Genomic DNA, 22,576 nt, shown 5'->3' on the forward strand with positions numbered 1-22,576 from the left:
TCTAAAATCGCAAGGTGGACGAACAAGAGTTTAAAAGAAGAACAAAGCAGCTAGCATTGAGAGTTATTAAGCTAGTAGATGCGCTGCCCAAAGGCTCCGCTTCTCAGGTAATTGGCAAGCAGTTAATTCGTTCAGCAACTTCTGTAGGAGCCAATTATCGAGCGGCTTGTCGTGCTAAGTCAACAGCAGACTTAATTTCTAAACTCAGGATAGTGGAAGAAGAAGCGGATGAAAGTCTTTACTGGATGGAGTTAATAGTTGAAGCTGAATTGGTAGATGCCACTAAATTGAAAAGTATCATGTCAGAAACCAATGAGATTTTAGCGATGACAGTTGCGTCCATCAAAACTTTAATTGCTAAAAACCCAACAGCAAATCGCAAATAAAAAAATGTCAAAATTCAACAAAAATTTTCTCTCAAAAATCAAACAATCAAATAATCCCCACTCAAAAAATCAATTGCTCAATCAAATAATCCCATTCAAAAATCAATCCCTCAATCCCTCAATCCCTCAATCAATCCCTCAATCCCTCAATCCCTCAATCCCTCAATCAATCCCTCAATCCCTCAATCCCTCAATCAATCCCTCAATCAATCCCTCAATCAATCAATCCCTCAATCAATCAATCCCTCAATCAATCAATCAATCAATCAATCAATCAATCTAAAATCTAAAATCTAAAATCTAAAATCGACAAGATGGACTTACTTCGATCGCTCCCCATAGGACTTTACCTAGAACAACCAGTAACCTGGCTTCACCGGCTAGACTCCCGCGTAAAATTAGCTTGGTTGATGACATTTCTGATTGCACCCATACTCGCCAATCCCATCTGGCGGTTGATGCTAGTAGGAATGTTAATCGTACTCACACTAACAGCAGCAATTCCCTGGCGCGTGTGGAAACAGCAAATGGGAATGCTGCTGCTATTCTGCCTATTAGTATTTTGCCTCAGCGCGATCGCCCCCGACGGACTCCCCGCAGAACACCAGCCCCGCATCCCCGCCGACGAATTAGCCTTTTCCCAACAGCCGGCAACCCTTTCGCCCCCTCAAAAGCCCAAACCCTGGTACCAATCTTTTAACTTAGGCTCAAACTCCCCAATCCCCAATCCCAAAGCCCAAAACTCAAATCAACTCCCCCAACCCACAAACTACCGTTACGTTGTATTCAAACAAGGCCCGATTAAAATCACTCGCAAATCCCTAGATTTAGCTATCAACGTCAGCACCCTATTTTTCACAGTAATTTACAGCACCAACCTCTACCTTCTCACCACAGCCAGCGAAGAAATTACCGCCGCCCTTGAAAACTTAATGCAGCCCTTGCGCCGCTTGAACTGGCCTATTACCGAAATAGCCTTAACATTAACTTTATCTTTGCGATTCATTCCCCTAGTATTGGAAGAAATACAAAATTTAGTGCGATCGGTCAGAACCAGAGCGATAAACTGGAAAAAACTCGGATTTCGCAGCGCAGCTCAAGTGTGGTTGATGATAGCAGAGCGGCTGTTAGAAAACTTGCTCCTGCGAGCTGAACAAATTGCCAGCGCCATGAAAGTTCGCGGCTTCACCAGTCCCGATCGACACCGGGTAGAATGGCACCAGTTGCAATTGAAAATCCGAGACTGGATCGCCCTCGGCTGCTTGCTCGTCCTCTGGAGCGCCCGCTTCGTTTGGGGCTGGGACAGTTGAGATTTTAGATTTTAGATTTTAGATTTTAGATTGAATAATATTGAAGAATTGGGAATGACTGATTCGAGCGGGGTTTGGAACACCGGCCTAGATTTGAGTAAGTTTTGTCTGGTGCGCGACAGTCCTGCTAAAGTAATGGAGACAAATATTTAGAGAACCAAGACCTTGAACATCTATCTTGGGACAGATATTGTATATGTTCCGCGCATACAAGCCGCATTAGATCGGTTTGGTGATCGCTTCCTCGAAAAAGTTTACACGCCCGCCGAACAAAGGGATTGCGGGCAACTAAATTCTCAACACAGCAGCATTAAAGGTAAAATGAATCGAGTTTCCTGCAACCAGCTAGCGGGGCGCTGGGCAGCAAAAGAAGCCGTTGTCAAAGCTCTAGGCACGGGATGGCGGGGAATACGGTATGCAGATGTGGAAATTCGGCGCTCCGAAAACGGTGCTCCCAATGTGCAACTGCACGGAACCGCAGCAGCACAAGCCTCTGTTTGGGGAAATTGCCAGTGGCAATTAAGCCTCAGCCACGACGGAGACTACTGCACGGCTACGGCGATCGCCCTTTGTAGCCCGCCGTCAAACAACACCGTCGGGCGATCGAGCGAAACTAAAATCTAAAATCTAAATCTTTAATCTAAAATTGATCGATTGTGAGCGTGAATGACTACCGAAACTTACCTGAATCATCCAAACTTTGGCCTCCTCTTCAGGGTATCCCAGGTTGAAGACAGCCAAGAATTATTTACCACCCTATACGCCCAGCGCCTGTTTTTTTTGGTGACAAACGGCCCTGGCGGGCTGAGATTTGAACCAATTAGCCGCTCCGACGCTCGCCTCATGGTTGAAATTCGCCTGCGAACCCTGCGTCGCAGCGGTCAATATCACGAGTACGACCAATTGCAGACCATTCACCAGCGCACATTTCAATAACGAAAATCAGTAATTTGGTAATTGGTAACTGTCTTAATTTTCCTTCCCTCCCGTCAAGAGCGTTGAGTACCCATGACCATAGCCTCTCGAATTAAAAGCATTCGCCAACACTTGCCGGACTCAGTGCGGTTAATTGCCGTTACCAAACAGGTACCGACTGATGCTATCCGCGAAGCATACGACGGCGGTATCCGGGATTTTGGCGAGAGTAAGGTTCAAGAGGCTGCCGAAAAACAAAGCCAACTGCAAGATTTACCGGATATCAACTGGCACTTGATCGGCCACTTGCAAGCCAACAAAGTCGCCAAAGCCCTAGAGCATTTCCAGTGGATTCACTCTCTCGACAATTTAAAACTCGCTCAGCGACTTTCGCGCTTGGCGGGGGAAATGTCCTGCTCTCCACAAGTGTGCCTGCAAGTCAAAATGTTGCCCGACCCGGACAAATACGGCTGGAGCGTTCCAGAACTGCTGGCCGACCTTCCAGAACTCAACAAATGTCAGCATATCAAAATTCAAGGTTTGATGACAATTCCTCCGCTGGGATTAGATGACTCGCAAATCCTCGAATTATTTAACAGCACTCGCGAACTTGCACAGAAAATCCAGCACCAAAATTTGCCCTGCATTCAAATGCAGCAGCTCTCGATGGGGATGTCGGGAGATTATCATTTGGCAATTCAAGCAGGTGCTACTATGGTACGGCTAGGACAAACCTTATTTGGCTCTAGGAGGGGATAAATAATTGAAATCTTCTGATAAAGACAATTTGGGTTAAATATAGAATAGTCAGCTACCCGCGACTAACGCGCAACGCGAGTATAGTCGGGGCAGCCAAGTCGTGAAGGAGCGTGAATCATGAATATTTTTTCTAAACTGCGAGATTTTGTAGGCATCAACAATGAGCCTGAGTACGATGACGTTTACGACGAAACGGAAGGGGAGCGCTATCAGAACTTCTACCAAGCGCCTGAACCGAACCCCGCTGCAGTCGCAGCCGCAGAAGAAGAACGTCGTCAAAATCGTAGAATGCGAGAGCGGTCAGTAGTAGGATCGACAGGTATGGATGTCGTTGCACCAACCGGCGGAGTAGGGTCAGTAATGAATAACGTGATTGGAATGCCTGGAGCTATGAACGGGATTTCGGAAGTAGTAGTAATGGAGCCGCGCACTTTTGAAGAGATGCCGGCAGCAATTCGAGCCCTTAAGGAACGCAAGTCTGTGGTTTTGAACCTGACGGTGATGGACCCAGACCAAGCGCAAAGAGCTGTGGACTTTGTGGCGGGCGGTACTTATGCCCTTGACGGTCATCAAGAGCGAATTGGCGAAAGTATTTTCTTGTTTACGCCTAGCTGCGTGCAGGTGAGAACTCAGTCTGGTGTGGTTCACGAAGTGCCTCCTGCTCAAGGACGGCCTCGTGCTGCTGCTCCTGCACCGACAGTCTGGCCGGCAGAACAAGCTCCAGTAGCTCAGTAGTTCAGTTGACAGTTGACAGTTGACAGTTGACAGTAGTCAGTGGTGAGTAGTTAGTAGTCAGTAGTCAATAGTTAACAACTAATAACTGTGGAATAAACACTGCGGATTAATAACATTAGCTAACAACTAAGTAACCAATGACAACTGACAACTGACAACTGACAACTGATAACTCAAAAGTGACAAGTGACAACTGACTAATGACAAACATAAAATTTGGTACGATCGGCGGCGGGGTAATGGGAGAAGCTCTCTTATCCCGCTTAATAGCAGAAAAAGTTTATTTGCCTTCAGAAATATTGGTGAGCGAGCCTGGGGTAAAGCGCCGCGAGTTTTTGACTGAGAAATACGGGATTGGAACAACAGCCAGCAATCTAGAAGTTGCTGTCGCTACAGAAGTGCTGTTTTTGGCAATTAAACCGCAAGTTTTTGATACGGTAGCTTTGGAGTTGGCGGTGGCGGCCGATCGCCAACAGGGAAATAATGGAGAAACGGCTAATTCCCCGCCACAAGCGCTGGTAGTGTCGATTTTGGCAGGAGTGCCACTGAGCAAGCTCGAACCAGCTTTTCCGGGGCGGGGAGTGCTGCGGGTGATGCCGAATACTCCAGCCACGGTAGGGGCGGGAATGAGCGCGATCGCTCCGGGAAAACTTGTTCAACCGGCTGATTTAGAATTGGTAAAGCGCATCTTTCAGGCCGTGGGAGAAGTGGTAGAAGTACCTGAGAGTATGCTGGATGCGGTGACTGGGCTTTCGGGTTCCGGGCCTGGTTATGTAGCAATTTTGATTGAGGCGTTGACAGATGGCGGAGTTTGTGCTGGGCTGCCACGGGCGATCGCCTCTCAATTAGCTTTACAAACAGTATTCGGTACAGCGAAGCTAATGCAAGAAACGGGAATGCACCCGGCACAATTGAAAGATCAAGTTACGAGTCCCGGCGGTACAACTATTGCGGGAATTGCTAAATTAGAGAGTAGCGGCTTTCGTTCTGCGCTAATCGAAGCCGTGAAAGCAGCTTGTTTGCGTTCTCAAGAATTAGGTAAATAAGTCAGGAATAACGCACAGAAACCGTCAAAAACGAGTTCAATCGCACTTTAAACCTGCCGATTTTGCCGTCCGATATTTGACGGGAACAAAAGCTACACCGAACTGTTCTTTTCGACACTTGACAATATGCACTAAATCCGGTTGAAAATTTTGGCGATCGCCGTTCGCATCAAACTCAATAGTTCCTGTTGCTCCTGTGGCGCTAAAATTCGGACTCGCAATAGTTTTCTGCATCCCTTCGCGGCTCGGTTGCTGTTGCATTTCTATTGCTGTAATTAGCGTCCAAGTTGCATCGTAGGTTAAAGCTGTGCGGTGGTTGACGTTTCCTCCCCAAAGCTTTCGAGCGTTTTCGGCAAATGTGCGGTTGGGAGCAGCTAAGGGATGCCAAGAGGATGATGTCACCAGTTTCTCAAAAGACGGTAACTGGGAGGCAGTTTCTAAGGTTTTCTGGCTGTAGATGCCCCCGGTTCCCACTACCCAATTGCGAGCGCCATTGGCTTTAATAAGTGCCATCGCATTTTTGACTGCATCCGGGACATGACTCGTACTTAAGACGATCGCTGTTTTCTCGCTTCGTTCGACTTCTTGTAATGCTAGTTCAACGTTGAAATTTTTCTTACACACATTGTATTCAGTGATGCTTAAAATATTCCCTCCTGCTTGTCTAAACTGTTTTCTGAATTCTTCCCACAATGAAGAAGTAGCTTGAATCTCAGGACAGTAGAAACCCACCGCTTTTTTCTGACCTGCGTTTTCAATCAGATAGTTCTTGAAGTTTTCAGCAGTAATTTGATGTCTAGGGACAGTGCGAAAGAAAAACTTCCGAGGTTTTTCTGTTAATTGTTCCGTTGTAGTCCCAGGCGAAATTAAGACTAAATGATTTTTGTCATAAGTATCGACTGCATTCACAGTCATCTCGCTAGTATAGTGACCGACGACGCCCAATATCTCGGTTTGCTTCACGAGTGAAGAGGCCCTAGCTTTTGCTTCTGTTTTGAGGTTGGCATCGTCAGCGATAATGACTCTAATACCCTTGCCATTAATGGCTTTCCCTGCTAAAAAACCTTGACCGGGAAAGTAGTTATTGCGATCGGAATGAAACACTCCTAGGTTGACTTCTGTTTGGGCATGGGCAATGCCGCGCAACATTTCTCTAGCCAAATCAGAATTGACAGTACCTCCTTCGGTGTTGCTGATGGGAACGGCAACTGCCAGGGTGTAGTAATCAGCTTTTTGGGCGTTCAAAAGAGCATTATTCATGTAAATTAAAGTTTCTGGATCTTTGCGTTCTTCTTCGTTCCACGATTGTTTTAATAAATTAAAAGCTGATTGATGGTTTCCATTAAAAAAATCATTTACTCCCCATTGCTTTAATCGCGAAGCAGATGTTTTGATGAGAATTTCATCGCCACAACTCACAGCATCTCCCTGGATTAAGGGACAAGTTTGAGGGGTGAAAATTTTGTGTATTAAAAATGCTGCTAGCCCGAGGCATCCTGCGATCGCGATCGGCAAGCAGACTCTCAATGTATCTTGCCATTGGCGTTGAGGCTTCGGCAGCAGAGGTTGTTGTGAAGAGGGCGCAGGTGAGTGCAACGCTGTTAGCGAGATCAAATCCTGCAACACTTCAGCAACAGATTGATAGCGATCGTTAAAGTGGTAACGCACCATCTTATTTAAAACTTTTTTCAGCTTGTCGCTAATTTGTACCATCGGGCGATCGTCAGTTGAGTAGTGCCAGACGAGTTCCCCCGTTTTTTTATCATGAAAAAAGTCTTCAATATCTAACCCTGCGATCGCTTGAATGCCAATGATTCCCACAGCATAGATATCGCTGTTAAATCTTGGTTGATTTTTCCACTGTTCGGCTGGCATATAACCGTCTGTACCGATGACACGAGTTTGAGTTATTTGGCCGCCCTCGATCGCCAAAGTGCCGATCGCTTTTACCGCGCCAAAATCAATCACGGCAATTTTGCCGGTTCTTGTGCACCGGATTAAGTTTGATGGTTTTAAATCGCGGTGAATAATCCCTTGATCGTGGACTAAAGCTAAAACGGACAAAATGTCCTGCAATAAATCAATAACTTCTGACTCCTGAAACTGCCTGCCTGAACCGATCTCTTTGTTCAGCGGATTTCCTTCGATGTATTCTTGAATTAAGTAAAATTTTCCCTGTTCAAGAAAGCGATCGATTAACTTGGGAATCTGCGGACACTTATCGAGATACTTCAGGGTTTTAGCTTCTTTTTCAAATTGCTGTTGTGCTTCCTCCAACAGCCGCGGATCGTTAGATTCAGGAGGCGGAATTTCCTTGACGACGCACAAGGGATTTTCGGGGCTGCCCAAAGCGTCGTTAGCCGTATAGGTTTTAGCAAACCCTCCCTCACCTAATTTAGCGATAATTCGGTAGCGATCGCGCAGAATATCTCCTGGATTTAGACACCTAAATTGTTCCATCCCCTTAACTCGCTGCACTCGTTGGTGTCGAGCGTAGCACAAATATGACTTTTATGAACTCAAAGTTATGACTTTTATGAACTCAAAGTTATGACTTTATGAATAGACTTTGAGATTGGCTTATTTAATAATCTTGGCATCTGAGATTTTACGGAGAAGATATTTTATGGCTTTACAAAGAGACCCATCAGGATCGTCGCGCTTTTTTGGCGACAATACATCCGAATATGTAGATTTACGGATCGGAAGTGGAGGAATTTCCTCTGGGGGAGTTTTGCTGCTAGGAGGTGACGATACAATCGATGGCGCAATAACCAACGATTTGATCTTTGGCAATGAGGGGGAAGATATTATCAGAGGGATTTTTGGCAACGATTCTTTATTCGGGGGAAAAGGGAAAGACGCAATATTGGGAGGGGACGGAAATGACTCTCTCAACGGCGGTCAAGACGGAGATTTTATTCTGGGTGACAGTGGAAATGATGTTTTAGTGGGCGGTAAAGGCAATGACTTTTTAGTTAGCGGTAACGGAAATGACACTCTAGTGGGAGGTTTGGGTCGAGACTTTTTAGGAGGCTTCACTGAAAATAATCCAATAAAAATCGGGGGCAGCAACTTGTACGTCCTCCAAGCAGAACCCGGAGTTACAGATGTCAATAATGCCGATCTCCTTGTAAGTTTCAGACCCGCTTTCGATAAAATTGGATTAGCAGACGGTTTGACTGTGAATGATATAGTGTTGGAAAATTTGCCAAATGTACTCATTACAGTACAGTTTGAAGTTCCGCAAGCAGCGGGTTCTTTTGTCACACCCGATCAATTAAAACCCACATCGATGGCGACTTCAGGGACTGCGATCAAACTCAGGAATTCAGGAGAATTCATCGGTTTTGTGGAGGCTGTAACGCCTGCTCAACTGCAAAACAGCATTCTCAATAGCATTATCTCGGTTCAGGGATTCTAAGCTGTATAATGCGCTGCAACGCCTCCTACAAAAGCGGAAATCGAAGATTGGACAGAGAAATAGTAATCTGCAACCAGCGGTACAACAATTCTACCGCTCAATCGCTAGCTGCTGTTTCCAATTTCTCTCCAATCCTCGGTTCAGTACCATTCAACAAGCGCTGAATATTACTCCTGTGCCGCACAATTACAAATACCCCGCCCGCAATTCCAAACAATACATAAGCCAGCGGCTGATGTAAAGCAAACATCAATCCAGAAACGCTAATTGCCCCTATAATCGAACTTAAAGAGACAATTCGCGATACCGCAAATACTATCCCGAAAATTCCGAAAGTTCCCAAACCAACAGGCCAGTACAAACCTAGCAAAACTCCCAAACTCGTAGCCACTGATTTACCGCCGGTAAACCCCAGCCAAATAGATTTGCTGTGGCCCAAAACAGCCGAGAAACCCGCCAAAGTTGCCATCCAAGGGAGGACAGTTGCAGTATTTTCTAAACCTGCGGCGGTTGCTAGCTGGCTGGTAAAAGTGAGAGAGTAAATATAGCGGATTAGGACGATCGCACTTACCCCCTTCAACACGTCAACCAACAACACCCCCAACCCCGGCCCTTTGCCCAAAGTCCTCAGTACGTTAGTCGCACCAGTCGAACCCGAACCAACCTCTCGAATATCAATTCCTAGCATCCATTTCCCCAAGGCGTACCCAGTCGGAATCGAACCCAGCAGATAAGCTGCTATTAGCAATGCGCCATTTAAAATTATCCAGCTAGCCATTTTTTAATTTGAGATTTCGTGTACTTTTAAAAGTTTCAACCTTTCCCCTAGCATAATTAGCAATTAGCAATTACTAATTAGCAATTACCAATTACCAATTACCCATTACCCAATCAAAAATCCTTAGCCGCCATCAAAGTTTGCGGATCAGCAGCAAAGGCCAGCCATAAAGGAAATTGCAGGATTGACAAACTAATTAAGTCCTCAGTTTCATCAATGACAATTAGCGGCAATTTGCCATCTTTCACCAGTCGATCGGCTTTTTGAGCCAAAGCCTCCGCAGACTCAAACATAATAATCCCCCTTTCCGGGCCGAAATCGCTGCGAGTAATGCCCAAACAGTCCTGCAAACCCCGGCGCCACTCTCCCAAACGTTCGGGACTGTTCGCGAGCACCAAAGTCCGCACCCGCCCGCCGTAGACGCTTCTGAGTACAGAAATAATTGTCGAAGTAATCAAGATATTTTGCAAGCGCGAACCCATAGTCCGCAAAGCACCCCTTCCTCCTTGGGTGAAAAACCAGTTAGAAACTCGTTCCGCGTGGATGGGTTCAAAAGTGCGGCGAAGTTGCCAAGGCGGGCCGTAGTAGTCGGGGACAGTGCGGTATTGATCGAGGGTGCGGCGAATTTGTTTGGCTTGTTCTTGAAATCCCTGTTCGGCAAATTTGGGATTTACCGGTGCTGAGGATTGAGACTCCTCAGCAGCAGTTCGCTGTGGTGTCTCTTGCACTGGCGGTGTCAAATCTAAGAGTTCGGCGGTAGCGGCCAAATCCTGCAAACTGCCTACTAAATAGTCTTTGAAACCCTGGACTCGAATTGCTAAATCTTGGGAAACGCCGGCAAAAGTGGTTCGCATTTCCTTTTGAATTCGATCGCGCCGGCGTTCGAGTTTTTCTACTTCTATTTGTAGCGCTTGTTTGCGCTGATCTAATTGAATCAAGCCGTCTTGTACCAAACGCCCGATCGATGCTTGAGCCTGGCCCAACGCTTCTATAGCATTGGCTTTGTCGGCTTCCAATGCGGCAATTTTTTCAGTCAAAGCTTGTTCTTGCTGCTGCAATTCTTTGACTCTCTCTGCCAAATGTTCGGTAACATTTTCTGGGATGTGCGTTACCGTTTCTGCGGTTGCTGTTGGCTGGGAGTCTGTGGGAGGATCGATTTGAGCGATAGGACTTTCTGATTCGCCATCGTGGGTGTTGGGCGGAATTTGGGCGATTGCGCCTGCTTCGTCCACGAATTGGGCGATTTCGGCATCTTCCTCTGCCAGTGGCGGGTCTGTTTCTGGCGGGAGTTGGGCTGGCAGTTCATTTTCGTCGAGCCACAAATCCTCTGTTTGAGATAGAAGTTGGTATTCCGTCTCATTCACGGGCAAATCGACTTCGCCTTCACCGCTTGGGGCGGCTGGTTGTGGTTGGGGTTCTTGGGTTGGAGATTCGTCTGAATTCATGGGAAATTTTGTTCGGCGTGGGCACGGAAAAGTTAAAAATTAAAAATTAACAACTTTTTTAGTCTTGACGGGGACAGCGCTGTTCTAAGCAGGTCTGTAGCATTTTACGATCGAACAGAACCGGCAGAAAGTGAATGCTGTTAATTTCTTTGAAATAGAACAAAATCGGCACCGCAGGCCAAAATATCCGCCAATTTTGCCATTCTCGGTAAGGAAAGCGGCGGATTAACTTGGACGATCGATAAATGTCCAAATCTGTTGGGGTAAATTGTAGCCGGAGGGTGGCGGTTTGGTACATCAGAAACAAGCCGAACACAGAAAGCGGCAAACTCACCCACTTCTGAACGAACAGTAGCGGTAGGGCCGCCAGTACCAGGACTAGGGGAATCGCATAACTCGGAGCGAGTTCGATCGTATTTGTCGGCGCAGTCGAAGAGGCAGTTGTAGTCACGGGTTTAAATCAAGGGTAGTAAACGAATGTTGCCAATTATTCATATTTTATCTGTTTCCTAGCTTACAAGCCCTTGAGTACGCTAGAACCCGTTCCCTGAAACATCAGCCAAGTCAGGAAAAAGTTCACAATAAAAATAGCCAGTAAAGCCGTCACCACCGCCGTAGTCGTCGATTGACCGACGCCTTTTGCCCCGCCGGTGGTGGTCAAACCCCAGCTAGTGCCGATTACAGCAATCAAGCCACCGAATACAAAAGCCTTAATTGCCGCGCTGCAAATATCCCACAGACTCAGGAAATTGCGGACTGATTCTAAAAACACGCTTTGAGAGATCCCGTACATCGTCGTAGCAATCAGCAGTCCGCCGAGGATGCCGGTGACGAGACACATGATGGTTAAAATTGGCAGCATCAAGCAGCAAGCAAGGACGCGGGGAATTACTAAATAGTCGATCGGGTCTGTTCTGAGCATCAGCAGGGCATCTATCTGTTCTGTTACCTGCATCGTGCCTATTTCCGCTGCAAAAGCCGAACCTACCCGCCCCGTCACGATTACGGCTGTTAAGACGGGGCCGAGCTCGCGCGTCAAAGACAAAGCCAAAACGCCACCGACGACATTGCCTGCACCGAGGTTAATAAACTCCCTCGCTACCTGAATAGTAAATACCATGCCGACAAAACCCGCAGTCAGCAAAGCAATCAGCAGAGATTCCGGGCCGACTGCTGCCATTTGGTCGAGGGTGTTGCGGCGGTGAATTTTGCCCCTCAGCAAGTGCAGCATGACTTGGCCGCCCAATAAAGCTGCTGCCAGCAACCGCTGACTCCACAAACTGAGGCTCGAAGATGTACTGGTGCTCAAGGGGATTTCGAGTATAGAACAACTGCCAAAAATGAAATCTATCTACAAATCTTAAACAAGTTTTTTCTATAACATTTAAGATTTCTGACAGAACTGGCCACGGAGGGCGATCGCTGCCTATCGTAGAAAAGGACAAGTTTTGTTTGCTTGCACCTTTCGGCAGTTTAGCTGAATTTACTGACTCTTATGAGCATTTTTCCCAATTTTCTTCGCTCTGTACTGCTGACCAGCCTGTTGAGCTTTGTCGCCCCCTTATTGTTAATCGGCGGGGGATTGACTAGCTTTTCGCTGATTGGCTTCGTGCCTGCTCTCCAAGGAGTTGGTCGTTCTGGAGAAGACCTGATTTTGCAGTTCTTAGCTACTTTCGGCAGTGGCTGTCCCCTCCAGGGTTTTTTCGTGATCGGCCTAACTTTTAGTTTGGTGGGTGCTTTGTTTGATACCTACGCTTCTTATCAGCATTCGCGGTGGAGTTAATCGAACCTTCGATTTTAGATTTTAGATGGGAATTCCTGGCTCGAATCTAAAATCTAAAATTGCTTGGTTCGGGTTGGATCGGATCTCCGCACCCGCAATTATTTAGCAGTATCGATCGCGAATGTTCGGAAATGCGATCGGCCTTTTTGCGGAAAACCGAATCCCCCAGTTTCGGGAGCTGGAATATATTAAATACAAGTTGAGTCAAGTGTTTCTCAACCCCTAAAAACTTCAGATAGTCGAGGTATTAGTTATGGCACTTATTCGTTGGGAACCTTTGCGGGAAATGGACTCCTTGCAGCGAGAAATGAATCGGTTGTTTGATAGCTTGACTCCGGCAACCGATCGCGGATCTAACGGTTCTGCTTTTCTACCCCCCGCCGAACTCGATGAAACTCCCGAAGCCATCCACCTTAAGTTAGAAATTCCGGGCATGGAAGCTAAGGATTTGGATGTACAAGTAACCGCAGAAGCTGTTGCTATCAGTGGCGAACGCCGTCAAGAAACTAAGAGTGAAGATAAAGGCATGACTCGCTCTGAGTTCCGCTACGGTTCGTTCCGCCGGGTGATTCCCCTACCGGCACGGGTTCAAAATGACAGCGTAGAAGCTGAGTACAAAAATGGAGTTTTGCACCTGAATTTGCCCAAAGCGGAAGCAGAAAAGAACCGCGTGGTTAAAGTGCAAATCGGCGGCTAATAATTGTTGGCTAATTGCTGATAGATAGGGCGTGCGGTGCGCGCCCTATTTGTTTTGGGTATTGGCCAAACAGGGCATTGGGCATTGGGAGTTTGAGGAAGGATTCTTCCTTCTTCGATATCCATCGATCCATCCATCCGTTACATCCCGTACATTGCTCGTTGTCAAACTTCCTTTTTCCCATTTTCCACCTGTGCTAAACTCCAATAAGCAATGGTTGGTGAGGAGACTTGCGTGCCGAGTCAGGGAGTGGGAGCAAATGGAATTGCATCTGAGTTTGGAGACTTAACCGGGATGACTCGCCAAGAAGTCGATGATTTTTTTCGCGGATTGGGTGCAGAAATCAGAACTACTGAAGGGGGTTATCTTGAATACGAATTTGCCGATCGTTCGCGAGTCAATATCCGTCCTGATGGTGAAGTTGTACGCACCCCAGCTCCCAGATACGGTTCAGATGGCCGAAAAATAAACAAAGGTTTGCGTCTTGACAAAGATGGCAGTTTGGTCAAAACAAGCGATGAATTTGGCAATAATATTCCTGGGACGCACAATACTGGAGAAAAAGTGAGTAATTAATATGCCCGATGACTACAACTTGCTTAATTTAGGTGGACTTACATCCCTCATCACCAATGTCAATGTGTCTTTGTGGGGGAATGAAATTTTATTTGAATGTATTTACGATCCGACAGGCGATCGATTGCCTTATAACATAGTATTTCATGACTGCAGAGACATCAGTTGGGAGGTGTTCCATCCTGAAGATGTCAAAGATCCTGAAGCTGATTTGATTGGTTTTCATTTAGGTGAAAACGCGCACCGGAAAGCAGCTTTGATTCATACGGATATTTTTGAAGTTTTAATTTTGTACGGCAGTTTTAGCATTCACAAGGGAGAAAACCTAAAGGCTGAAGTAGAAGATTTAGAAACAGAGAATTGGGGTATCACAATCGCCAGCAGTAATGTACCAATTGTAAACCCCCCCCCGCCGTTAAATTCCCAAGCGGTTAGTAATATTATATCGGGTAAAATAACTATTACAGGACTTACGCACTCCGACTCCTCGAAACTGGGTTTTTTACCTAATCTGCGGGTTTTAACGAAGTATTTTCGTACAAAACCCGGTTTCTGGGCTGCCATATGTAAGTCCTATATTATTAGGTTTGTAGTGAGGACTGAAGTCCTCCTCAAAAATGTGAGGATTGAAGTCCTGACTACAAAATAATTACCAATTTTTCAAAAAAGACAGTAGGTATTGTTGCCCGCCTCAGTTTACGATACTTAATAGAACTTTTTTCCCAGATGAGGTAAAACACAATGCCTGATATTGTTGATATTGCCGTAGGTGCGGGTTCGTTCCAAACCCTCGTAACAGCCGTGCAAGTAGCTAATTTAGTAGATGCGCTCAAAAGTCCGGGCCCTTTCACTGTCTTTGCACCCACTGACGATGCTTTTGCCAAATTGCCACCGGGAACTATCACCACCCTAGTGCAGAACGTTCCCCAACTGACTAGGATTTTGATGTTTCACGTCGTATCGGGGAAGTTTATGAAAGCTGATTTGGCAAAACTCGGTTTTGTTACTTCCTTGGAAGGTTCGCCGATTAAAATTGATTGTTCTGACGGTTTTGAGGTGAAAAATGCTACAGTTGTCGCTGCGGATATCGAAGCTGATAACGGCGTGATCCATGTGATCGATAATGTGATTTTAATGGGCTAGTTTCACCGTCCATTGATTTTCGATTTTCGATTTTTGATTGACTCTACAGATGAATTTGAGGGTTTGAACTTTGGTCTAATTTTTTTTTGTTTAAGCCACGGAAGTCTGGATATTGCATCTATCTTTAGGTGTGATGTTAAGTCGCAGCGGGAGCGAGAGCTTGCATTGAGCAGTGTCTCTTTGCTCCCGATCGCGCCTTGGTTTTTTAGCGCGTGAAGGTAATATAAATATAAAACGTTGTCTTTTCGTCGGATATATTTTAAGATGATTGTTTACAAAAATTTGAAAATCAATAATTATAATATAAGCAAACCAGTGTGGTGAGCACTATGCAAATCCTAGCCGCCAGCCTCAAAGCACAAGTCCGCCAGCGTACCTTGGAACTGCAAGTTCTCAACGAACTTACTGCAAAAGTTCAAACCAGTCTCAGTGCTGATGAAATTTGGTCTGCGTGTCTGGCATATCTCGATCGCCTGATTCCTGGGGCGGCGATCGCCATTTTGACCCTACCGGACGATCGACTATACCTGCAACACTTACAGCCCTTAACTGCTAGCACCCGATCCGAAATGGAAGGGCGGTTGCAAGCTGCTCGCGCTGAATGGCTTGCTGGCAATCGGGACTGGGCGCACAACATGGCTCCGGCACCAATGGCTCAGTTTCAGTCGCTCTTGATGGCACCAGCCAACCCGGATGAAACTGAGGAATTATTGGGAGTATTTTTCATTGGTGCAGAGCAGGCAAATGTTTTTAATTTGGAACACCTTTGTTTGCTCCACACAGTAGCTCAAATTTGTGCAAAAGAGTTAAATATCTTAGCATCTAAACCGACCATTGTCAAGGATACACTTCAAAATAATTGTGCTCTGGATTCGGAAAGTCAAGAACTATTGTTGCGGGCTGTAATGGAAGCTGCTGCGGACAGAGTTTTTGCTAAAAATAGAAATTTTAGATACATTTTTGTTAATCAAAGTTTTGCTGAATATGTGGGGAAAAATGTTGAGGAAATTATCGGCAAAGATGATATTGAATTAGGGTTTTCAGCCGAATTAGTATTTGGCGATCGCAACAACTCAATTAGGGGCATCCGCGAGGAAGATCGAGCTGTGCTGGCTGGGGAGAGGGTTCGCAATCCCTACCAGGCGATCGTCTTTGAAGGCGGAAAACAGCACGTCTTTGATACGCAAAAATTGCCGCTATACGATGCAGAGGGTAATATATTTGGGGTTGTGGGTTTGTCTAGAGAGATTGGTCAATTGCAAGCCACAGAGGAAGCCAGGAATCAAAGCCAAGCCAAACTGCAAAAAATTACTGCTAGCGTACCGGGTACGGTATATCAAATTGACTTACATCCAGATGGCTCGATGGCCTTCTCGTTTGTGAGCGCGGGCTGCCGAGAATTGTATGAAATAGAACCAGAGGCTGCTCAGCAGGATTTTAATGTAATTGTTGACATGATTCATCCCGAAGATCGAGATGATTTTCTTAACTCGGTGACGCTTTCTGCTGAAAATTTGCAGCCTTGGCGGTGGGAAGGAAGAATTGTCACTCCGTCAGGAAAACTTAAATGGGTGCAAGGAGCTTCCCAGCCAGAATTCCAAGCATCGGGGGAGATAGTTTACTACGGCTTGTTCACGGATATTAGCGCCCGGAAACAAGCTGAACGGAAGCTGCAACTTTATCAACAAATCTTTTTAAAATCCAACGATGCGATCGCGATCTTAGACCCCGAAGGCTATTACTTAGAAACAAATCAAGCTCACACGGCTTTGCTGGGTCACAGCGCGTCAAAATTGTGGGGAAAAACGCCTGCCACTCACATGGGAGAACAGACATTTGCGTCGGTGCTGCAAAGCTTGGCCACTTCGGGGAGTTACCGAGGCGAAATGACTTGTATTAAGGCTGGGCAAATGGGAATAGTTGAGGTGGAGGTTTCGGCTTTTGCGGTTTTAAATGATGCTGGGGATGTCGTTTGTTATGTAAGTGTCAAAAGAGACATCACCGAACGCAAGCGAGCTGAGGAAAAACTAAAGCTTTACCGAGAAATATTTTTAAACTCCAATGATGCGATCGTCATTATCGATGCTGACGGGTTTTTCCTCGAACAAAATCTTGCTCACCAAACGCTTCTAGGATACACAGACGCGGAATTAGAAGCAGAAGCTTCGCCGCTGGTGGCGGGGGATCGCTTTTTGGCAATTGCCCAAAGTTTAGCAAAAACAGGAAGTTTTCGGGGCGAAATTACTAACTCCACTAAAAAAGGTCAGACGCTGGCGATCGACGTTGCGGCATACTCTGTGATTAACAACGCCGACGATGTAATTTGTCATGTCTGCGTCAAGCGGGACATTACCGAACGCAAAAAAGGAGAAGAAGAACGGCAAAAATTTGTGTCGCTGATTGAAAACAGCAGCGATTTTATCGGTATGGCTACCCTAAAAGGCAAAACGCTGTTTGTCAATGAAGCCGGACGAAAACTGGTGGGTGTAGAGAATCTTTCGGCTGTGCTTCATACGGAGATTTGGGATTATATTGGGCCCTATTTTCAACAGAAATTCAGTCAAGAGATTTTACCAACAATTATCAGTCATGGCCAGTGGCAAGGCGAAGGTCAAATGCAGCACTTGGGCAACGGACAACCCATTGATGTTGTGATGAATGCTTTTCTGGTCAAGCACCCTCAAACCACCGAACCGCTGTGCTTTGCTGCGGTAATTCGCGATGTCACCGAACGCAAGCAAGCTGAGAGAATGCTGCGGGAACAAGCAGAACAAGAACGGCTGGTTTCGGCGATCGCCCAGCGAGTCCGGCAGTCTCTTAACCTCACTCAAACTCTGAGCACTGCTGTACACGAAGTGCGACAGTTGCTGGCAACTGACCGCACGGTAATTTATCGTTTTGAGTCCGAGGAAACAGCGGTTGTGGTGGTGGAATCTGTAGGAGATGATTGGATGCCCCTGCTGGGCAGAAAAGTTCAAAGAACATCCTTTGGGGAAAGTTTTGTATGGCTGTACAGTGCAGGAACGATTCAAACAATGGCAGATATTTATACGGCCAATTTGAGCGAGGAACACCGAGATTTACTTGCTAGTTTGCAGGTAAGGGCTAATTTAGTTGTACCAATTTTTATAGGCGATGAAAGTCAGGGGTTGGTAGCAGAATATTCGCCGGAAACTCGCATTGAACTGCCGGAAAGGAGTTTGGAAACGAGTCAAAATCGGTTGTGGGGATTGCTGATTGCCCATCAGTGCAGCGCTCCGCGTGTTTGGACTGATTCTGAGATGGATTTGCTGGGAAGGTTGAGCGTGCAGTTGGCGATCGCCATTCAGCAATCTACTCTTTTTGAACAAGCGCAGCAGGCCCGAGAAGCAGCCCTAGAAGCATCTCGAATGAAGTCGCTATTTTTAGCAAATATGAGTCACGAAATCCGTACTCCGATGAATGGAGTGATGGGGATGACTGATTTGCTGCTGAAAACGAATCTTACTCCCGAACAGCTTGACTTTGTACAGACGCTGAAACTCAGCGGCCAAAATTTACTCTCCATCATTAACGATATTCTGGATCTCTCCAAACTGGAAGCAGGAGAAATGCGCTTAGAAACAATCGAATTCAACCTCAGTATCTGTGTGAATGAAGTGCTGGACTTGTTGGCAACTCCCGCACAAGAAAAAGGTATAGAAGTGGTGGCACTGATTGACAGCGACGTGCCGGTGCAAATTAAAGGTGATGCAGCGCGGTTGCGGCAAATTCTCACTAATTTGATCAACAATGCTATTAAGTTTACAGAAGCAGGAGAAGTAGTAATTGAGGTGGCTAATGCTAGTAATCCTGGGTTGTTGGCAGCCAGCGATAATCAGAAAATTTTAGAGAATATCGAACCGTTAAAAATAGAAAACAATGACTCGATGCTCCTGCTGTTTAAAGTCACAGATACAGGAATTGGGATTGCTCCCGAAGACAAAAAAAAGCTGTTTCAATCTTTTACTCAAGTTGATGCCTCTACGACAAGAAAATACGGTGGGACAGGTTTGGGGCTAGCTATTTCTAAGGAGTTGGTGGAATTAATGGGTGGGCAAATCGGTGTGGAAAGTACCCCTGGCCAAGGCTCGACTTTTTGGTTTACTGTGCCGACAGTTACGGAAAATTTAACCGCTGTAGGCACAGCGTGCGAAGTGAATTTTGAAACGGTGCTGGCGGGGCGAAAAATGTTAGTTGCCAGCGATAAGCCGACAGTGCGAAAAGTGCTAGTGAGAATGGCTGTTTTGTGGGGAATGGAGGTGGAGGAGGTTGAGAACGGTTGGATGACGATCGCATCTCTGTACAAAGCTGTTAGCCTTAATTCCCCTTACGATATCGTTTTGGTTGATATTCAGTTGCCGGAAATGGTGGCGGGAAGTCTCGAACGCTTGAGGATTTCTGAGCCGGCAATGCAGCAGACGCATTGGGTGGTGCTGACTTCAATGAATCAGCTTGCAGAGGCGAAACGCTTGGTAGATAGCGGTTTTAGCGGGTATTTAACTAAACCTGTGAAAGCTCACCGACTATTTGATTGCTTGGCGAATGCGATCGCCCCGATGACGCTGATTGATGAGTCGCAGGTAAATCCAACGTCCAATCGAGCCTCGGCTATTGACAACCGGGAGTTAGCAAGTTTAAAGATTTTGTTAGTTGAAGATACTCCAATCAATCAAAAAGTTGGTCTCAATCAACTCAGAGTTTTGGGATGTACTGCGGATGTAGCCAATAACGGTGCAGAGGCGCTATCTATGGTTGCCCTGAAAAAGTATGACATTGTGTTGATGGACTGTCAGATGCCGGTTTTGGACGGTTATGAAGCAACGCTGGAATTGCGCCGCCGGGAAGCGGCAGATGCTGCTGGGAAGATGGAGTCGCATCAAAAGACGGTGGTGATTGCAATGACGGCGAATGCTTTGAAGGGCGATCGGGAAAAATGTCTGGCGGCGGGCATGGACGATTATATTAGCAAACCTATTTCGATCGAAAAGTTAAAATCTGTACTAGAAAATTGGTCGGCCAAGCTAAAAATTGAAACTCCCAAGTTTAATGGCGAGGAACTTCTAAACTCTGATCCCGATATCGAATCGGTAGTCGATATGGCACGTTTGCACGAAATTTCGGGCGCTGATTTAGAGTTTGAGCGGGAAATACTGCAAGCTTTTGTGGTGGATACTGGTAGTTATTTAGAAGCTGCTAAGGGGGCGATAGCATCGGCAGATATGGAGACACTGGCCCGCCACGCTCATCAAATTAAAGGTGTCAGCGCTACGGCGGCGGTGCGGTTAATGCCCGATATGGCAGATCAGCTTCAAAGTCTGGCTGAATCTAATGATTTGGAGGGGGCTACAAAAATCATCGCTGAATTAGAAATAATTCTGGCGGGGGTTGAAAAGTTTGTGGCTACTGAGTAATCTATCAATTTTCTTTTGAACCGGGCTATCGGGCCCGATCCCGGACAGCTCTTGGCAGCCCTCGCGAGCGAGCGCGTGTAAAGATTGTTAATCTTTTATCAAGATGTTTATCTGAATGTGAAGGAATTGGGAACTCTTATAACATCTTGTGTGTTGTAACTTGTGACACTACTGCATTAAGTTATTGTGGTCAAATATAAAATAATCATTAAGCCGATCGCTCTAAGGGTGCTTTTCGTCGATCGGCTTGAGACACCAAGACCAGCTTTTCGCTATCCCCGCCCATTAAGTGCGTATTTACGCTCAACGAGGTTTTATGACTCCAGTCATGTTACGCCAACTTTGGTCATTAATTGAGACCACCCAAGCTACTCTGTTAGTCAATTTAGACGATGCGACCTTGGTACAGTGGCTGCTAAAGCAGTTAAAGACGAACTCTGCGCTTAATGGCAAAGAAGCAGATTTGTTGGACGAATACATCCAGTCTCGGCTTTCCCTAATCCGCGATTTAGCTGAGCAGCGGCTAGCCCCAGAGCTACTGTGAGCGGATTCAATCAAAATCGGATAAATATTCCAGGGAAAGGCGATGAGCCCTTGCGCTGGGCAGAAATAGCCGAAAAGAAACCGGGTTTCAAGGATAAATCTTAGGTTTGACGACCAGGCCTTCAGCCAGAAACCGGGTTTCTAACTCTGGGTTCCCAGTTTGCTCAAAAAAAAACAGGCGGGTAGTCGGTGCAGTTGCCGCAGTGCAGCAACGGATGCAGAACGGCTAATTTGAAACCGGAAGCTGTGTAGATCGCCGATCGCCACAGTTCTGACAGCTACAAGGTAGGATTGTCAGGAAAGCGTTCTATTAAAATTTATGCGTAAATGGGGATTTCTGCTGCTAGCAAGTGTGTTGTTTGTGGCACCGTTGGCGTCTTGTAGGGATCGATCGGCACAAAGCGGACAAACAACAGCAACAACTGCGGCAGGTGGCAACTCGCAACAAGGTTCCAGCCGGATAGATACAATTGTCAGCCGCGGCAAACTGATTTGTGGCATCAGCGGCGAACTGCCGGGTTTTAGCTTTGTAGACGAAAAAGGCAAATATTCCGGACTGGACGTGGATGTGTGCAGGGCTGTCGCGGCAGCAATATTTGACGATCCCGAAAAAGTCGAGTACCGAAAACTCAACGCTAAAGATAGATTTACAGTTTTGCAGGCGGGAGAAATCGACATTCTCAGCCGAAATACTACCTACACCGCGAGTCGCGACAGCACTACCGGACTGGAATTTGCCCCGGTGATCTTTTATGACTCTCAAAGCATCATGGTCAAAAAAGATAGTGGCATCAAAAGTTTAAAAGATTTTGCGGGCAAATCTATCTGCGTGCAGACAGGTACGAGCACCGAACAAAATTTGTCTGACCAAATGCGAAAATTAGGAATTAAATACACTCCTGTGGTGTTTGAAGATGTGAATGCTACCTTTGCGACTTATCAAGAAGGTCGCTGTCAAGGTGTTACTGCCGATCGATCGCAACTTGTTTCTAAGCGGACAACTCTGCCGAATTCCGAGAATAATGTTGTTTTGCCGATCGTGATGTCAAAAGAACCGTTAGCCCCAGCGGTGAAAAGCGGCGATCCTAAATGGTCGGACGCGGTGAGATGGATTATTTTCGCCGCGATTGAAGCTGAAGATTTGGGAATTAATTCAGGAAATGTAGACAAAATAGTGGCAAGCACTACAGATCCGAACGTCAAACGTTTGCTAGGAACAGAAGGAGATTTAGGTAAAGGTTTGGGACTCCCGAACGACTACGCTGTCCGCGTTGTTAAGAAAGTGGGGAATTACGGGGAAATCTACGATCGCAACCTCGGCCCCAAAAGTACACTTAAGTTAGAACGCGGTCAAAACAGACTCTGGAAAGATGGCGGTTTGCTTTACTCGCCGCCGTTCCGTTAATTTTAGTTAACTGTTGACTGTTGACTGTTGACTGTTGACTGTTGACTGTTGACCGTTGACTGTTGACTGTTAACAGTTAACCAACAAGATATTTTAGACAGGAAGGTACTCCGCGCCTAGCAGACTTTTAAGGTGCTTGTTAGGCGCACCCTACAAGATATTTTAGGCTGGCTAAAGTTAGGTATAGTTCGCTCTAAAT

21 protein-coding genes are annotated in these 22,576 nt (G+C 46.2%); 16 read left to right on the forward strand and 5 right to left on the reverse strand.

What is annotated here, in order from left to right:
- Nucleotides 1-14 precede the first annotated feature (14 nt).
- From QT979_RS18925 to proC, 7 genes are all read left to right on the forward strand, one after another.
- The gene (locus QT979_RS18925) at nucleotides 15-386 is read left to right on the forward strand and encodes a four helix bundle protein (protein WP_333211850.1); all 372 of its coding nucleotides are present in this window, start codon (nucleotides 15-17) and stop codon (nucleotides 384-386) included.
- 314 nt (nucleotides 387-700) lie between these two features.
- Entirely contained in the window at nucleotides 701-1,696 is a 996-nt protein-coding gene (locus tag QT979_RS18930; protein ID WP_333211849.1) for an energy-coupling factor transporter transmembrane protein EcfT, read from the forward strand.
- Between the two features lie 165 nt (nucleotides 1,697-1,861).
- On the forward strand, nucleotides 1,862-2,320 hold the full coding sequence (gene acpS, locus QT979_RS18935) for a holo-ACP synthase (protein WP_333211847.1): 459 nt from the start codon (nucleotides 1,862-1,864) through the stop codon (nucleotides 2,318-2,320).
- A 42-nt stretch (nucleotides 2,321-2,362) separates the two neighbouring features.
- The gene (pipX, locus tag QT979_RS18940) at nucleotides 2,363-2,632 is read left to right on the forward strand and encodes a transcriptional coactivator PipX (RefSeq protein ID WP_333058020.1); all 270 of its coding nucleotides are present in this window, start codon (nucleotides 2,363-2,365) and stop codon (nucleotides 2,630-2,632) included.
- A 72-nt stretch (nucleotides 2,633-2,704) separates the two neighbouring features.
- On the forward strand, nucleotides 2,705-3,370 hold the full coding sequence (locus tag QT979_RS18945; RefSeq protein WP_333311390.1) for a YggS family pyridoxal phosphate-dependent enzyme: 666 nt from the start codon (nucleotides 2,705-2,707) through the stop codon (nucleotides 3,368-3,370).
- Nucleotides 3,371-3,487: 117 nt separating this feature from the next.
- A complete protein-coding gene (locus QT979_RS18950; protein ID WP_333080778.1) occupies nucleotides 3,488-4,105 on the forward strand; it encodes a cell division protein SepF in 618 nt (205 codons plus the stop codon).
- 200 nt (nucleotides 4,106-4,305) lie between these two features.
- On the forward strand, nucleotides 4,306-5,151 hold the full coding sequence (gene proC / locus QT979_RS18955; protein ID WP_333211844.1) for a pyrroline-5-carboxylate reductase: 846 nt from the start codon (nucleotides 4,306-4,308) through the stop codon (nucleotides 5,149-5,151).
- 36 nt (nucleotides 5,152-5,187) lie between these two features.
- On the opposite strand, the gene QT979_RS18960 is transcribed toward proC, so the two are convergent.
- Nucleotides 5,188-7,611 (reverse strand): bifunctional serine/threonine-protein kinase/ABC transporter substrate-binding protein, encoded by a 2,424-nt coding sequence (locus QT979_RS18960; protein WP_333211842.1) that lies wholly within the window; start codon nucleotides 7,609-7,611, stop codon nucleotides 5,188-5,190.
- Between the two features lie 166 nt (nucleotides 7,612-7,777).
- On the opposite strand from QT979_RS18960, the gene QT979_RS18965 reads away from it, so the two are divergent.
- Nucleotides 7,778-8,575 (forward strand): calcium-binding protein, encoded by a 798-nt coding sequence (locus QT979_RS18965; RefSeq protein WP_333211840.1) that lies wholly within the window; start codon nucleotides 7,778-7,780, stop codon nucleotides 8,573-8,575.
- A gap of 97 nt (nucleotides 8,576-8,672) precedes the next feature.
- Here the strand turns inward: QT979_RS18965 and plsY are convergent, their stop codons facing one another.
- The 4 genes from plsY to QT979_RS18985 form a co-directional block, all read right to left on the reverse strand.
- Complete coding sequence (plsY, locus tag QT979_RS18970) at nucleotides 8,673-9,353, reverse strand: glycerol-3-phosphate 1-O-acyltransferase PlsY (protein ID WP_333211838.1); 681 nt, start codon at nucleotides 9,351-9,353, stop codon at nucleotides 8,673-8,675.
- A gap of 113 nt (nucleotides 9,354-9,466) precedes the next feature.
- Complete coding sequence (locus QT979_RS18975; RefSeq protein WP_333226991.1) at nucleotides 9,467-10,798, reverse strand: DUF3086 domain-containing protein; 1,332 nt, start codon at nucleotides 10,796-10,798, stop codon at nucleotides 9,467-9,469.
- Between the two features lie 58 nt (nucleotides 10,799-10,856).
- A complete protein-coding gene (locus QT979_RS18980; protein WP_333226993.1) occupies nucleotides 10,857-11,249 on the reverse strand; it encodes a DUF3119 family protein in 393 nt (130 codons plus the stop codon).
- Nucleotides 11,250-11,312: 63 nt separating this feature from the next.
- Nucleotides 11,313-12,107, reverse strand: a complete 795-nt coding sequence (locus tag QT979_RS18985) for an MlaE family lipid ABC transporter permease subunit (RefSeq protein WP_333273210.1) — start codon at nucleotides 12,105-12,107, stop codon at nucleotides 11,313-11,315.
- Nucleotides 12,108-12,293: 186 nt separating this feature from the next.
- Between QT979_RS18985 and QT979_RS18990 the strand changes: the two genes are divergently transcribed.
- The 8 genes from QT979_RS18990 to QT979_RS19025 all read left to right on the forward strand — a co-directional run bounded on the left by QT979_RS18990 (nucleotide 12,294) and on the right by QT979_RS19025 (nucleotide 22,377).
- Nucleotides 12,294-12,581 carry a hypothetical protein gene (locus QT979_RS18990; protein WP_333158958.1) on the forward strand — a complete coding sequence of 96 codons (288 nt, stop codon included), beginning with the start codon at nucleotides 12,294-12,296 and terminating at the stop codon, nucleotides 12,579-12,581.
- A gap of 253 nt (nucleotides 12,582-12,834) precedes the next feature.
- Entirely contained in the window at nucleotides 12,835-13,278 is a 444-nt protein-coding gene (locus QT979_RS18995) for an Hsp20/alpha crystallin family protein (protein ID WP_333226999.1), read from the forward strand.
- A 213-nt stretch (nucleotides 13,279-13,491) separates the two neighbouring features.
- A complete protein-coding gene (locus QT979_RS19000) occupies nucleotides 13,492-13,854 on the forward strand; it encodes a hypothetical protein (protein WP_333273207.1) in 363 nt (120 codons plus the stop codon).
- A 1-nt stretch (nucleotide 13,855) separates the two neighbouring features.
- The gene (locus QT979_RS19005) at nucleotides 13,856-14,503 is read left to right on the forward strand and encodes a hypothetical protein (RefSeq protein WP_333273204.1); all 648 of its coding nucleotides are present in this window, start codon (nucleotides 13,856-13,858) and stop codon (nucleotides 14,501-14,503) included.
- A gap of 92 nt (nucleotides 14,504-14,595) precedes the next feature.
- Nucleotides 14,596-14,997, forward strand: a complete 402-nt coding sequence (locus QT979_RS19010; RefSeq protein WP_006634220.1) for a fasciclin domain-containing protein — start codon at nucleotides 14,596-14,598, stop codon at nucleotides 14,995-14,997.
- A 329-nt stretch (nucleotides 14,998-15,326) separates the two neighbouring features.
- Nucleotides 15,327-20,429, forward strand: a complete 5,103-nt coding sequence (locus QT979_RS19015) for a PAS domain S-box protein (RefSeq protein WP_333311391.1) — start codon at nucleotides 15,327-15,329, stop codon at nucleotides 20,427-20,429.
- Nucleotides 20,430-20,745: 316 nt separating this feature from the next.
- Nucleotides 20,746-20,973, forward strand: a complete 228-nt coding sequence (locus tag QT979_RS19020; protein ID WP_015178453.1) for a hypothetical protein — start codon at nucleotides 20,746-20,748, stop codon at nucleotides 20,971-20,973.
- 318 nt (nucleotides 20,974-21,291) lie between these two features.
- A complete protein-coding gene (locus tag QT979_RS19025; protein WP_333311392.1) occupies nucleotides 21,292-22,377 on the forward strand; it encodes an amino acid ABC transporter substrate-binding protein in 1,086 nt (361 codons plus the stop codon).
- The last annotated feature ends 199 nt before the right edge of the window (nucleotides 22,378-22,576 follow it).

The organism is Microcoleus sp. w2-18bC1 (assembly GCF_036700365.1).
GTDB lineage: Bacteria > Cyanobacteriota > Cyanobacteriia > Cyanobacteriales > Microcoleaceae > Microcoleus.

Excerpts from the sequence above, each read along its gene's own strand:
- pipX (WP_333058020.1), top strand. The coding sequence starts at position 2,363 with ATGACTACCGAAACTTACCTGAATCATCCAAACTTTGGCCTCCTCTTC.
- QT979_RS19025 (WP_333311392.1), top strand. The coding sequence starts at position 21,292 with ATGCGTAAATGGGGATTTCTGCTGCTAGCAAGTGTGTTGTTTGTGGCA.
- QT979_RS19005 (WP_333273204.1), top strand. The coding sequence starts at position 13,856 with ATGCCCGATGACTACAACTTGCTTAATTTAGGTGGACTTACATCCCTC.
- QT979_RS18965 (WP_333211840.1), top strand. The coding sequence starts at position 7,778 with ATGGCTTTACAAAGAGACCCATCAGGATCGTCGCGCTTTTTTGGCGAC.
- QT979_RS18960 (WP_333211842.1), bottom strand. The coding sequence starts at position 7,611 with ATGGAACAATTTAGGTGTCTAAATCCAGGAGATATTCTGCGCGATCGC.
- QT979_RS18975 (WP_333226991.1), bottom strand. The coding sequence starts at position 10,798 with ATGAATTCAGACGAATCTCCAACCCAAGAACCCCAACCACAACCAGCC.
- plsY (WP_333211838.1), bottom strand. The coding sequence starts at position 9,353 with ATGGCTAGCTGGATAATTTTAAATGGCGCATTGCTAATAGCAGCTTAT.
- QT979_RS18945 (WP_333311390.1), top strand. The coding sequence starts at position 2,705 with ATGACCATAGCCTCTCGAATTAAAAGCATTCGCCAACACTTGCCGGAC.
- QT979_RS19020 (WP_015178453.1), top strand. The coding sequence starts at position 20,746 with ATGACTCCAGTCATGTTACGCCAACTTTGGTCATTAATTGAGACCACC.
- QT979_RS18930 (WP_333211849.1), top strand. The coding sequence starts at position 701 with ATGGACTTACTTCGATCGCTCCCCATAGGACTTTACCTAGAACAACCA.
- QT979_RS18995 (WP_333226999.1), top strand. The coding sequence starts at position 12,835 with ATGGCACTTATTCGTTGGGAACCTTTGCGGGAAATGGACTCCTTGCAG.
- QT979_RS18990 (WP_333158958.1), top strand. The coding sequence starts at position 12,294 with ATGAGCATTTTTCCCAATTTTCTTCGCTCTGTACTGCTGACCAGCCTG.
- QT979_RS19000 (WP_333273207.1), top strand. The coding sequence starts at position 13,492 with ATGGTTGGTGAGGAGACTTGCGTGCCGAGTCAGGGAGTGGGAGCAAAT.
- proC (WP_333211844.1), top strand. The coding sequence starts at position 4,306 with ATGACAAACATAAAATTTGGTACGATCGGCGGCGGGGTAATGGGAGAA.
- QT979_RS19010 (WP_006634220.1), top strand. The coding sequence starts at position 14,596 with ATGCCTGATATTGTTGATATTGCCGTAGGTGCGGGTTCGTTCCAAACC.
- QT979_RS19015 (WP_333311391.1), top strand. The coding sequence starts at position 15,327 with ATGCAAATCCTAGCCGCCAGCCTCAAAGCACAAGTCCGCCAGCGTACC.
- QT979_RS18950 (WP_333080778.1), top strand. The coding sequence starts at position 3,488 with ATGAATATTTTTTCTAAACTGCGAGATTTTGTAGGCATCAACAATGAG.